Raw genomic sequence first — 13,126 nt, 5'->3', positions numbered from 1 at the left:
TATGGGAAGGAACGAAGCCGATTTATGCAAGCTTTTCCATGCGCTTGAGGTGCCAGGCGTCCAGCTTCAGGTAGAACACGTGGAACACCACGGCGGCAATGATTGCGGTGATGCCGTAGAACCACCACATGCCCGGCGTGAACGCGCTGATGCAGAACAGCTTCGGCATAAGGATGCAGGCACCCAGCGTGCCGCCCACCACTACCACCAGCGGTGCCGCGCGAATGGGCGTGAACGGCACCGACAGGCGCGCGATCAACAGCACGCGCGCATCGGCGGCAAGGCGTTCCGTTTGCTTGCTGACCTGCGCATACGCATCGCCTAGCACGAACTGCGCCGCGTCCATCACGTCTAGTGTATCTGTCGCAGCGTTACAACACAGATACAACCAGCAGAACGACATGTACCGGATAAATGTACTCGCCACCAAAAGCGATTACGCCAGAAAGTGGAACAACGCCAAAGGCAACGCATCGACCTTGGTGCACATTCGGGACACAAACTGGTGCACAAACGAAAAAGGCCAGGACCCGCAAGGCCCTGGCCTGGTGTTTCATGGAGCCGGCAACAGGATTCGAACCTGCAACAGGCAGTTTACAAAACTGCTACGCTACCGTTGCGTCATGCCGGCACGCTATTTTCGCGTTTGATTATTGTACGTGAAATTCCGGACTTCTCAAAGCACGACTTTCACTTCGCCCCAGGAATCTCCAAAGCTCGGTACAAACGATCAGGCACCAAGCTAACCAAGTCATCGGTCCACATGTTCAAATCCATGGGAGCATCAGACCGGAACCAATCGTTCAGCACCTCGCATTCAAGCTTCGAGAAAGTTTCAACAAGGAATTGCATATTATGATCAACGGGAACGTGTCGGTACGATTGCAACGTTTCCAGCAGCACAACTTTGCGATTTTGCGGCATGATGGTCTGGCCAAATGGCGTGTTGATGCTGTACTGGATTGATTTGCGGAAAAAATCGCGTTCCGTGGCGATAAGGCGTATGTGGTGGTAATACCCCGTACGCCAATCAATGGTTCTACCGATTTCATTCAGATAGAACTGACGACAGAATATCGAGAACCACCAGGGGATATCGTACTTGCTTTTGAAGTGTCGGTAAAACGTTTGACGCGATATGCCCGCCTTTTCGCAAATCTCTGAAATAGTCACGCGATCAAGCGATTTATCCACCGCATGCATGATTTTCATCTTCGTGCGAATATCGGGTGTATTGAACACATCCTGGCTTAACGTCAGATTTGAAATCATACGGCATCATCCCCTTCACCCTGTGCTCTAAAACCCCAAGAAATAGCAACGCAGAATACCGTTAATCAAACGATCTGCGCTCAATGAGCCCCCCCCCGAGTTCGCCAGATCGGAAGAAGGACGAAAAGGAGTCGCGCACAGCTGCTATGAGACAACCGTACTCACGCAGCCCGTGTTGCGCACGTTACATTTTACTGATATTGCCATGTGTTTCATTACAGATTTCGGCGAGTTGCATCGATTGATGCAACGGGCGAATCGAAATGTCTTTCTTCTTGGCACATAAGCGCCTACGAAACCTTTGTTTCCACAATGTTAACAACTCAAAATGCGGTTATGGAGAAGTGGCGAAGGAAGCGCCACCAATCTATCGGCAGCATGGCGAATGCTGCTGACCGCTACCGAAGGTGTAGGAAGCACCTTCAAAGAAAGGAGACAGTCATGGCGAAGATTGTCAACTCTTGGAACGACTGGGATCCGTTGAAGCGCGTCATCGTTGGCCGCTGCGACAACTCGATGATCCCGCCCGAGGAGCCCGCGACCTCTGAGAAGGTGCCGGTCGACTCCGAGATGCGCGGCATGTGGGGCCTGCGCCCGCTGCGCACCGTCGAGCGCGGCAACGAGTGCCTCGAGAACCTGGTCAAGGCCGTCGAGGAGCGCGGCGTGGTCGTCGACCGCCCGACGCCCCTGCAGTGGAACCAGGCCATCGGCACGCCGGACTTCCGCAACGACTCCATGATGACCTGCATGCCTCCGCGCGACATCCTGCTGACCGTCGGCAACGAGATCATGGCCTCCGCCAACTCCTTCCGCTGCCGCTACTTCGAGTACCTGGCCTACTGGCCGCTCATGAAGCAGTACTTCGACGAGGACCCCGAGTTCCTGTGGACCCAGGCCCCCCGTCCCCGCCTGACCGACGCTTCCTACAAGCACAACTACTACGACGAGAAGATCACCCTCGAGGAGCGCCTCGTCCGCACCGCCAACAAGGACTTCGTGACCACCGAGGTCGAGCCGATGTGGGACGCCGCCGACCTCATGCGCATGGGCAAGGACATCTTCATCCAGCACGGCCTGACCACCAACCGCACGGCCATGGAGTGGTTCCAGCGCTACTATCCCGAGTACCGCATCCATGCGATGAACTTCCCGGGCGACCCCTACCCGATCCACATCGACGCCACGTTCGTGCCGCTGCGCCCGGGCCTGATCATCAACAACCCGCACCGCCATCCGGCCGAGGGCCAGCGCGACATCTTCGAGGCCAACGACTGGCAGATCGTCGACGCCGCCCAGCCCGCCCATGACGAGCCGCCCGCGCTGTGCTACAGCTCCGTGTGGCTGTCCATGAACTGCCTGGTGCTCGACCCCTCCACGGTCATCGTCGAGGCTTCCGAGGTCAACCAGCAGGAGCAGATGGACCAGCTGGGCATGAACGTCATCCCGGTCGACCTGCGCGACGCGTATCCCTTCGGCGGCGGCCTGCACTGCTCCACCGCAGACGTCTACCGCGAGGGCGAGTGCCTCGACTACTTCCCGAACCGCGTCAAGGACTGCACCCTCATCCACCCGGAGATGTGGGAGGACTAATTGCCGCGTAGCGGTTGCCGCAGCCAAGGCGGCAACCGCTTTCCCAAACAAGCTTCACATCCGAGCGCCCGGGAGAGGTGGTCCCCCCGCGCATAGGGACAACTCCTTATTCCTCTTCCGGGCTTCGGGCCACACAGAGTTCTGACCACCTCATACTTGGATAAATATCGCAGACATATGCTATCTTCCAGTATTTCTCTTTCTTTTTATACAATCTGCCTTATATATTTGCCAGCAAGCACATAGATGCTATAAGGGGTTTGTGCGTTGCTGTGCGCTTGTTCGGCAAGTGAGGCCGACAATTTAAGGGGACAGCAATGAACCAACAAGCTAAGTACAAGCTCATTGGCTTCATCATGATGTTCTGCTCATCCTCGTTGATGGGCGGCATCGGAGCTTTCGCTCGTTTTATCGACGCACCTGGTGACTTTATCTCGTTCTGGCGAAATTTCGCGGGCCTGATTGCCCTGTCGATCATCTTCTTGTTCATTGGGGGATTCAAGAAGCTGAAGATGACGAGATTTTCCGGCACCATGTTGCTATCTGGTATCTTCCTTGGACTGCTTTCCGGCCTGTACTGCCTCTCGACGCAGTACACCACACTCGCAAATGCCTCGTTCTTGATTTACACCGGTCCTATTTATTCGACCATTCTTGCCGCGATTTTCCTCAAAGAGAAAATCAACTTCAAAGGCATTTGCTGCATCATCGCCGTAGTTATCGGCATGCTGTTCATCGTGGGTATCATCACGCCTGAGGGCCTGACGCTTGACCTCGATCCGAAGTATTCGTTCGGCAACGCTATCGCATTTGCATCCGGCGTCGCATACGGCCTGTACCTGTTCTTCTCGCGCTACCGCGAGGATTGCGACTCGAACGTGCGCAGCTGGTGGAACTTCCTGTTCGGTTCGCTTTCCATCGTCGTGCTGCTCATTTGGCACCACTTCTTCCTGCAGCCGCTTGCTTACACGGAGAAGATCAATGGCGTGACCCAGTTCGACGCAGACGGCCAGATCATCACCCATGCGTGGAACATGTTCACCATGAACGGCTCGTCCTGGGCAGTGCTCATCGCTGCGGCGCTCATCACCGGATTCGGCGCATTCTACCTGCTGACGTTCGCGACGAAGCGCCTGAAGGCTGGCGAACTTGCCGCTATCTCCTACCAGGAAACCATCATGGCTTCCCTGTTGGGCCTGATCATGTTCGGCGAAGTTATGACGACCTTCCAGCTTATCGGCGGTGCGCTGATCATCATCGGCGGTGTTGCCCAGATCTTCTTCTCCACGAAGGCCGCTAACGAAAACGCTGACAATGTTGAAGCGGGCGCCGCGGTCCCCGCGCAAGTCGGAGCAGGCGGAGCAGGCTTCATCGATCCGACCCCGGACGGTATGGATCCAAAGCTTGAGGCTATGGCCGAAGCTGCACAGGAAGCCGCTGACGATTACGACAGCAAGCATCCCAAGGAATAAGCGCTCTAGCTCCTGTATTCACATGAAAGGCATGCCGTTTCGGCGGCATGCCCCTATACCGGCCGGCTGCACCGCTGGCCAACTGAAGGGAGGGACTCCCCATGAAACCTACTGTCTACATGGAAGAGATGGACGCCTTCACGTATCGCGACAAACTCGCAGGCGATTCCGTATTCTTCATCCCCGTCGGCGCACTTGAGCAGCACGGTTCGCACATGGCCATGTGCGTTGACGCGGCGCTCACCAAAACCATGGCCGGCGAAACCGCTAAAGCGCTTGAGGCCGCAACCGGGGGAAAGGTGAACGGCATTGTGACCGCCCCTATCAACTACGGCTTCCGCTCGCAGCAGCGCAGCGGCGGTGGTTTCCACCTGACGGGAACCACCAGCCTGCGTGGGACAACGCTCATTGCGCTTGCCCACGACATTGCACTGAGCCTTATGAGACAAGGCGCACGCAAGATTGTGCTGATGAACGGCCATTACGAGAACTACCAGTTCGCATTTGAGGGGATGCAGCTGGCTCTCGAAGACGCTCGCGCCGAAGGCATCAACGACGCGAAGATCCAGCTGCTTTCCTACTGGGACTTCGTCGATGACGCCACCATCGAGCAACTGTATCCTGACGGATTCACTGGCTGGGACCTTGAGCACGCAGGCGTTATGGAAACGTCTTTGATGCTGCTGTTCTTCCCTGAGCTGGTTGATATGGACCGCATGGACCCCGAGCTGTATACGGGGCTTCCCGCAACGCTGCCCAACTACGATGTGCTGCCGATCATCCCTTCGTACACGCCGCCTTCAGGCTGCCTGTCGCACCCGGGCGAAAGCTCCCGCGAAAAGGGCGTCATCCTGCGCGACACCGCCGTTGCGAACATGGTCGAAGCAATCAAGCGTGAATTCGCCTGGTCGTATATCCGTTAAGGCATAGGCGGCGCCGAGCTTTTGCTGGCGCCGCCTGTTTCATATCGTACGGCTTTTTGCCGCCTGAATCTTAAAGGAGGTTTCCGTGTTTCGACTTTTTGAATCGTTCTGCATTGCCAAACAATCGGTCAACTCCTTAGGAGATTTTCACGAACCTAGATAGGAGCTCATCATGAGTGCCATCAGTACCGACATTCCTTGCTCGGGCGTAGAAGAAAAGAAAGTCCCGCTCAAGGTTGCGCTTTCTTCGTTCCTCGGCAACTTCATCGAGTGGTTCGATTACGCCACGTACACCTATTTCGCCATCACCATTGGCATGGTGTTCTTCCCGGACTCGGCGGTCGACTCCACGCTCATGGCGTTTTGCGTGTTCGCCCTTTCGTTCATTTTCCGCCCCTTGGGCGCATCGTTTTGGGGAACCATGGGCGACAAGAAAGGCCGCAAATGGTCACTTTCCGTTTCGATTCTGTGCATGACCGGGGCAGCGTTTTTGATTGGTTGCTTGCCGACGTATGAAACCATCGGCATCTTATCGCCCATCCTGCTGCTGGCGCTTCGCAGCATCCAGGGCTTCAGCGCTGCGGGCGAATATTCCGGAGCCGCCGTGTTCCTGGCCGAATATGCTCCCGCAAATCATCGCGGCAAGTACTGCTCGCTGGTTGCCGCCTCTACCGCCATGGGCTTGTTCGCCGGCTCCACTGCCGCGCTGATCATCAAAATGGCCATGCCCGAAGTAGACGTCATTGCATGGGGTTGGCGCATCCCGTTCTTACTGGCAGGCCCCCTGGGCATCGCGTTCCACTTCTACATCAAGAAGTGCGTTGACGACTCGCCGGTGTACGAGGAGATGGAAGAGGAAATCGAGGAAGAAGAAAAGGCCGAAGCCTCTCATCCCACCAGGCTCGTTTTCACGAAGTACCGCAAGCGCCTCCTCTCGAGCATTGCCGCTACCATGGTCAATTCCGTTGGTTTCTACCTGGTACTTACCTACCTCCCCACGTATCTGACGCAGTATGCCGGCGTAAACGCAGCCGACGCTCAGCTTGCCACGGACGTAGCGTTGCTTGCATACATTCTTATCGTGCTTGCAGCAGGCAAGATTTCCGACCATGTTGGACGCCGGCGCATGATGCTCGGCGCGTGCATTGCATTCATCCTGCTAAGCATTCCCGGCTTCATGATGCTCAACACCGCATCTCTGCCCATTATCATCGTAGCCCAGCTGATGCTGTGCATCACGCTGTCTATCAACGACTCGAATATCGCCTGCTATCAAGCGGAGATGTTCCCCACGGAAGTTCGCTACACGGGTGCAGCACTGGGTTCGAACATTGCCTACGTGCTGTTCGGCGGAACTGCTTCGATGGTGGCAACGGCGCTCATCGACTTCACGGGCAATGGCATGGCTCCTGCCTATTACATGATGGCAATTTGCTTGGTTGCCGGCATTATCCTATGGTTCACTGCTCACGACTACAATGGTATCGAGCTGCACGATATCAAGTAGCATACGTTCAATACCTCGTAACCTAACCGCCACAACGATGTTGATGCGAGCACGTTATACTGGTACGAACCGTTAAGGTTGCCGCCGATATTCGGCGGCAACCGCTTTTTTGCATCACAGAGGAGTACTTCATGAGCGCCCCCGAACATGACAGCAAGGCACCGCGCCCCGCTCAAACAGCCAGGTCTGCTGCAACCGCATCGTCGAACGAAGCGAACGGCCAGCAGAAGGTAAAGAAACGCTACCGTACCGATCGGCAGGCCATTGACCGTAAGCGGCTTCCCCTACCTTTCAAGGTATTTGGCATCTTGTGCCTTGTTGCAGGTGTTGCGTCCGCAGTCCTTATGACGATAACCATCGTCCTTATGGCGATTAGCGTGGCCACAGGAAGCTATGACCTTGGAGCCTCCACGGCAACGCTCACTATCTTCATCATCAACCTTATTCTTTACCTTATCCTTGCCGTGCTGTTCGCGGTGTTCGGCATCAGGCTGCTGCGCAACAAGCGTAAACATGCCGCGCAAGGTACCGAAGCGATGATCTTCCTGCTAGCCGGCGACATCATCTGCAGCATTATGCTCAACGGCCTGGGAGCAAACGTCATTCCCGACGCCGTCATTGCTGTGTTCCTCATTGTCATGCAGTCCTATCTTGACCCGGCACTTGCTGGCGAGCGTGACCTGCAGCGCAAACTGCGCGATATGGAAACGCGCGAGCAAGCAGAAGAGGGTACGCTGGGTCTTGATCCAACGGGCAAAGGCTACATCACGCTGAACTTCTTCAACCTGTTCTGGATCTTCGTCGTCTGCAGCATTTTGGGCCTAGTCATCGAAACCGTCTATCACATGCTGGTGGTTGAGCCAGGCGTGTACCAAGATCGCGCAGGCTTGCTGTTCGGTCCGTTCTCGCCCATCTACGGCGTTGGTGCCATGCTGATGACCATGGCGTTGAATCGCTTCCATAAGGCACCGCTTTTGGTGGTGTTTCTGGTCAGCGCCGTTATCGGCGGCGCATTCGAGTTTGCCGTCAGTTGGTTCATGCAGTTCGCATTCGGCATTGTAGCTTGGGACTACACGGGCACCTTCCTTTCTATTGACGGACGCACGAACGGCATGTTCATGGCCATGTGGGGCGTGCTGGGCGTCTTCTGGATCAAACTATGCCTTCCCTGGATGCTGAAGCTGGTCAATCAAATTCCTTGGAATTGGCGCTACACGCTCACCTCTATTTGCGCCGTCATCATGATTGTTGACTGCTGCATGACGCTGATGTCCCTTGACCGCTGGTACCAGCGCGAAGCCGGCATTGCGCCCGACAACGCCATCTCCCAGTTCATCGACGACCATTTCGACAACCAGTACATGGCCGAACGGTTCCAAAGCATGTCCATCGACCCGGGCAACGCTACGCGTACTTTGTAGAGCTTCCCCTCATCGCGTCCTGCGCGCCTTGTAGGCACCTCACAGCGAAGCCCGCTAGCACCAGATTCTAATTTCGCTTATCTTGTCATGCGATTCTTAGACCGTTGGCCGTTGCCTGTCGTTGATGCGACTGCCTCGACGACAGGCAACTATGGAATCACCGCTGCAGCGTTTTCGCATCTGCGACGATATCGGTAAGCGATTCGCAGCGTCCAAGTAATGCCGCGGAATCAAGCAATGCTTTGCTATCGAGCGATTCACCCTCACCAAATAACTGGTTGCAACAACCCATAGATGAGCATTCCTGCCCTTTCGGCAATTCGCCTTGTTCGGTTTCAGGCAGCTCATCCCGCACTTCCAAGATGTTTCTCCAAAAGCGCTTGGGCATGAAATGCCTGCGCAACTCCGGGTGATACCGAGCCGGAATAGCTACGGCATCATAAAAGCCTTTCCAAGCAGCCTGCATGGTTGCTTCATCCTGGGCATGCAGCGGAAGATGCACGTCTCCTATTTGCGCAAGATACCACCCCTCGCCATCGTAAATACCTGCCACGTTATGCACCTCGTCGTAAAGCACGAAGCACTGCGTGTTGAACCTGCCGGCAAACCAATCCATCAGAAGCGGCACCACATTCGCTTTTGGATTGCAGCGCGCGAACCATACGTCGTTCTCGAAGTGCTCGAACCGAATGAATTGCTGCATGAGGTGCCGTTCGTTCATAACCGAGCGACTAAGTTTCGCAATAGGGCCGGCAATAGGATGCGCCAAGTCTTGCACAAGCTTTCGGTTCTGCGCTGCAGGGCGCGCCATCACGTATCTGATGAAGCGCCAAACCGCCATGCCCGCCGACGAATCGTCCGACAGCGACGCATGGAGCACCGCTTCCCACGCCTGGCGCCCCGCGCGCTTGCACACTCCAACCTGCACGCGGTGCGCCAAGGCGTCATCAGTGGCGACAACGCGCACGCTCTGCCCCAACCGCGGCTGCAGCGCGCCTTCGCGGAATATATCCTGCGGCTGCTCATGAAACGCGTACGTTTGGAATACCGCCGTAAGCAGGCCTTCCGTGCTTCCGTCATACACATAGGCAACGTTTTCAAGCGGCTCAACCACTACGTTTGGCTCGTGCGATGCTTCCAACATTGCACGGTCGGCTTGATACGTCATGCTGGCACCTTTTCGCGGCCCTGCAAAGCGTTCTGCCAGCCAAAGATGCCATCGGCCACTGCGGCTACCGACTGGTCAGCATCCAGGCGTTTCCCGCCCAAGCCACTTGGGCTCTGCGAACTCCGCGATACGCCATTCCACCACGCCCCATTTTCCTGCATAGGCGCCTTTTGCTTCGGCAGCGCCGCAACGCCGCCGTTGTCGCCTCGGCCGATGGATGCCCTACCAACGCCCTCATCGAACAAGCTGAGCTGCCCAGGAAGCACTTTGCCCGACCGCGCACCATGTTTCCCGCCATCGATAGGACTTGCAAGTTGCGCACGCAGCGCTTCCGGGCTAAATTCAACCCCGCGCCCCTGGTACTTCCCATTGCACGTGATGAAATACCGGGCGCGCTTGAACGCAATGCCTAGTTTGCGCAGCTCCTGCTCTCGCAAGCACGTTGTCCGACGCGCTTTCACGATCAAACGCGCACCGCGAGGGCCGATTCCCGGCACGCGCAGCAACACCTCAAGCGACGCCGTGTTGACTTCCACGGGAAACGAATCCAAATGATTCAGCGCCCAAGCCGCTTTCGGATCAACGTCTTCTTCCAAGTTCGGTGCATCGGCGCTGATGATTTCCGAGACATCGAACTTGTAAAACCGCAGCAGCCAATCGGCCTGGTACAACCGGTGTTCGCGATTCAGCTGCACACCCGCATTCTGCGGCAAGCGCGCATCGGCGCTGACCGGCAAATACGCGCTGAAAAACACGCGCTTCAGTTCCAGCGTTTTATAGAGCGCCTGCGACAGGTTCAGGATTTGGTAATCCGTTTCCGGCGTAGCACCGATAATCATCTGCGTCGACTGCCCGGCAGGCACGAAAGCGCGCCGCCGTTCCTTCGGCCTGGTAGACGGCAGATACGTTGTTTTGCGCCGCGTCAACCCGCGCGTTTCACGGTCTTGCGCCATGTTGTCGCGAATTTGACGCATGGGCTGGATGATGCGCTGCTTGTTCTTCTGCGGGCACAGCAGCTGCAAGCTCTTTTGGCTGGGAAGCTCCAAATTCACGCTCATGCGGTCGGCCAAATGGCCCAGTTCGTCCACAAGTTCGGGCGAGGTTCCGGGAACGGCTTTCGCATGGATATAGCCCCTGAACTTGTGCTCCTCACGCAGCAGACGCAGCGTGCGAATCATCAATTCCGTTGTGTAATCAGGGTTGCGGATAACTCCGGAGCTTAAGAACAGCCCTTCAATATAATTGCGCCGGTAAAACCCGATGGTCAGATCGGCCAATTCTTCAGGCGTAAACGCCGCACGTGGAACCTCGTTGCTGCAGCGGTTCACGCAGTACGCGCAATCGTATACGCACACGTTGGTCATGAGCACTTTCAGCAACGTGATGCAACGGCCGTCGGGCGTAAAACTATGGCAGCAACCAGCGCCCATGGCGTTGCCCAGCTCGCCTTTCTTCGAACCGCGCGATACGCCCGATGAGGTGCAGGCAACGTCGTATTTTGCCGCATCGGCAAGTATGGTGAGCTTCTCCAATACGTCCACGACGCCCCCCTCAACAAATATCTGTACGAAATTATGTAGGCTTCACTTTATACGTACAACCGTTCGTTGTCAAGAACATTTGTTTCAGTTTTGGAGGCTCGCAAACCAGCCATCTTAAACGCAAACGGGGCCGCGCAACCGCGCGACCCCGCACCTTCGGCATCCCTTACTGCACGCCCGTCAAATCGAACGCCGGGATGAAGCTTTCTTTCGCCGCACCGCCCTGCTGCCAGAAATAGTCTTCGATGCCCAGCGAATCTGCGTAGTCGAGCAACTCCTCATATTCACTATCGGGAACCCGTTTCGCCAGTTCAGGGCATCGTTTCAGCTGCCCTTGCGCCCACACATCACCCGTAGCCGCCGCATCGGCAAGCACCGGCGTGTACTGGTTCATCAACGACAGCAGCACGCTTGTGCCGTAGCGTTCCCACATCGTGCGCACCACGCGTTTCGAATCCTCAAGCGCACCCGGCAGCATCAGATGCCGCACCACCACGCCACGCGTCAATCGCGGCGCACCGTCAACCTCGTCGCCTTCGGGCAAACCCGCACACCGCACCATTTCATCAAGCGCCGCCAAGGCAACCTCGGGATAATCCGGAGCCGAAGAATACCGTTTTGCCAGGTCAGACGACATGTACTTCAAATCGGTCAGGTACACATCAACCGTGCCCACGTTGTCTCGCACCGCCTGCGCCGTCTCATATCCCGACGTGTTCCACACAACGGGCAGTGCAAGTCCCCGCTGCCGCGCCAACGCAACCGCCGCACGTGCCTGCGGTGCGTAATGCGTAGGCGTCACGAAGTTGATGTTGAGCGCGCCTTGCCCCTGCAGGTTCAAACACATGTCGGCCACCCGCTCAACCGACACCTCGACACCCGCCTGACCTGCAGCGATAACCTGGTTCTGGCAATAGACGCAACGCAGCGGGCAATGCGAGAAGAAAATGGTGCCGCTGCCGCGCTGCCCGCTAATGGGCGGCTCCTCCCACATATGCAGCGCCGCGCGCGCAACCATCAAGCCCCCGTCGGCACCGCACACGCCGCGCTGCCCCGCCGCTCGGTTAGCCCCGCACGCACGCGGGCACAACGCACAAGCAGCCAATTCGCGATTGAAATCCACCAGCTCCAGCCCCTTCGCAATCCTCATAAATAGCGAAGGACCCGAAGCGCACGCAAGGCCAACCTGCCCCTGCAATACGCTGCGAGTCCCCGCAGCACCGCCGAACCGCGCCTTGTCGGCGCGCGACGCTTAGTTAAAACCCGGGTATGCCCCCGTCATGCCGTCGTCGTCGATGAAGCCGGCATCGCCGAAATCGTCGCCGTAATCGGCGTCGTCATCGTCATCGTGGTCGTGATGGTGGTCGCCATAGGCCTGCTCGGCGCGGGACCAGTCAAGCCCCTCGTTCGCGCACGCCTCCTCTTCGCGATACACCAGCGAAAGCGCTGCCGGCGCTTTGTCCGAGCCGCCGATGATGGCCAAAAGCTCCAGCAGGCGCTGGGCCGCTTCGGCCTGCGGCAGGATCAGATCGGCATCGTCTGCCGTGGTCAACGCTGCCGTGATCTCGGCCATGAACATCTCGACCGTGTACGTGCCGTCGAAGCGGCCGTCGTTCACCGCCGCCAGAAGCTCGTCACCGGCAGGCGTCAGCGCGCCGGCGCGCGCGCCCGCAATCTCGCCCATGTCCGAAGACGTGCGCACCGCGTGGTACAGCGCATCGGCCTCGATGGCCGCGATAAGGTGCGAAACCGCCTGCAGGCTGTACGCCGCGCGCGCCAGCTGGGCCGAGCCCGGGCCGCCCGCGTCGGTGACCGACCCCACCAGCAGGTCAAGCACCTCGCGCGCACGCTCGATGCAGTCCTCTTCGCCGCCCACGAAGCACGCCAGGTTCTCACGCGCGGCGAACGCGTCGGGCACGGACACGTCCTGCACCACCAGCGGCGCTTCCACGGCCACCAGGTCGTCAACGCACGCCATGGCGTTCAGCTCGCGCGCGAACGTGGGTGTGGTGCACGACAGGTCCACGATAAGCGTGCCTTTGCGCGCGCCCTGCACGATGCCGTTGTCGCCGAAATACGCGTCCTCAAGCGCCGTTTGCACCGTGAAGTACGTGATAACGGCGTCGGCGGCGCCCGCATCGGTCACGCGATGCCAGCCAGCAGCGCACAAACGGTCGGACACCATGTTGCCTACCGTGTGATGACCTGCGTAAACAAAAGCCTTCGTCATGG

At 57.6% G+C, this 13,126-nt stretch carries 11 protein-coding genes and 1 tRNA gene; 5 read left to right on the top strand and 7 right to left on the bottom strand.

Going from position 1 to position 13,126, the window contains the following annotated elements; genetic code table 11:
- Positions 1-22: 22 nt before the first annotated feature.
- From ET524_RS06525 to ET524_RS06515, 3 genes are all read right to left on the bottom strand, one after another.
- The gene (locus ET524_RS06525; protein ID WP_129424257.1) at positions 23-349 is read right to left on the bottom strand and encodes a hypothetical protein; all 327 of its coding nucleotides are present in this window, start codon (positions 347-349) and stop codon (positions 23-25) included.
- A gap of 207 nt (positions 350-556) precedes the next feature.
- Positions 557-631 (bottom strand) — tRNA-Thr (locus ET524_RS06520).
- Between the two features lie 59 nt (positions 632-690).
- Complete coding sequence (locus ET524_RS06515) at positions 691-1,272, bottom strand: TetR/AcrR family transcriptional regulator (RefSeq protein WP_129424255.1); 582 nt, start codon at positions 1,270-1,272, stop codon at positions 691-693.
- A gap of 441 nt (positions 1,273-1,713) precedes the next feature.
- Here ET524_RS06515 and ET524_RS06510 point away from each other — a divergent pair, with 441 nt between their 5' ends.
- The 5 genes from ET524_RS06510 to ET524_RS06490 all read left to right on the top strand — a co-directional run bounded on the left by ET524_RS06510 (position 1,714) and on the right by ET524_RS06490 (position 8,185).
- Positions 1,714-2,862, top strand: coding sequence for a serine/threonine protein kinase (locus ET524_RS06510; RefSeq protein ID WP_129423727.1), 1,149 nt, complete (start codon positions 1,714-1,716; stop codon positions 2,860-2,862).
- A 317-nt stretch (positions 2,863-3,179) separates the two neighbouring features.
- On the top strand, positions 3,180-4,334 hold the full coding sequence (locus ET524_RS06505) for a DMT family transporter (RefSeq protein ID WP_129424253.1): 1,155 nt from the start codon (positions 3,180-3,182) through the stop codon (positions 4,332-4,334).
- A 101-nt stretch (positions 4,335-4,435) separates the two neighbouring features.
- Positions 4,436-5,257, top strand: coding sequence for a creatininase (locus ET524_RS06500; protein ID WP_129424250.1), 822 nt, complete (start codon positions 4,436-4,438; stop codon positions 5,255-5,257).
- 172 nt (positions 5,258-5,429) lie between these two features.
- A complete protein-coding gene (locus tag ET524_RS06495; protein ID WP_129424248.1) occupies positions 5,430-6,764 on the top strand; it encodes an MFS transporter in 1,335 nt (444 codons plus the stop codon).
- 131 nt (positions 6,765-6,895) lie between these two features.
- Positions 6,896-8,185 (top strand): putative ABC transporter permease, encoded by a 1,290-nt coding sequence (locus ET524_RS06490; protein ID WP_129424246.1) that lies wholly within the window; start codon positions 6,896-6,898, stop codon positions 8,183-8,185.
- Positions 8,186-8,342: 157 nt separating this feature from the next.
- Here ET524_RS06490 and ET524_RS06485 read toward each other — a convergent pair whose 3' ends face one another.
- From ET524_RS06485 to ET524_RS06470, 4 genes are all read right to left on the bottom strand, one after another.
- Positions 8,343-9,329, bottom strand: a complete 987-nt coding sequence (locus tag ET524_RS06485; protein ID WP_129426137.1) for a TIGR03915 family putative DNA repair protein — start codon at positions 9,327-9,329, stop codon at positions 8,343-8,345.
- 20 nt (positions 9,330-9,349) lie between these two features.
- Positions 9,350-10,894: a putative DNA modification/repair radical SAM protein gene (locus ET524_RS06480; RefSeq protein ID WP_129424244.1), complete on the bottom strand. Its 1,545-nt coding sequence runs from the start codon at positions 10,892-10,894 to the stop codon at positions 9,350-9,352.
- A 166-nt stretch (positions 10,895-11,060) separates the two neighbouring features.
- Positions 11,061-12,017, bottom strand: coding sequence for a radical SAM protein (locus ET524_RS06475; RefSeq protein ID WP_236648272.1), 957 nt, complete (start codon positions 12,015-12,017; stop codon positions 11,061-11,063).
- Positions 12,018-12,146: 129 nt separating this feature from the next.
- Complete coding sequence (locus ET524_RS06470; RefSeq protein WP_129424240.1) at positions 12,147-13,124, bottom strand: NAD(P)-binding domain-containing protein; 978 nt, start codon at positions 13,122-13,124, stop codon at positions 12,147-12,149.
- Positions 13,125-13,126: the final 2 nt, after the last annotated feature.

The sequence above is a fragment of the Senegalimassilia faecalis genome, from assembly GCF_004135645.1.
GTDB lineage: Bacteria > Actinomycetota > Coriobacteriia > Coriobacteriales > Eggerthellaceae > Senegalimassilia > Senegalimassilia faecalis.
This window is presented reverse-complemented; position numbering and strand designations above follow the sequence as displayed.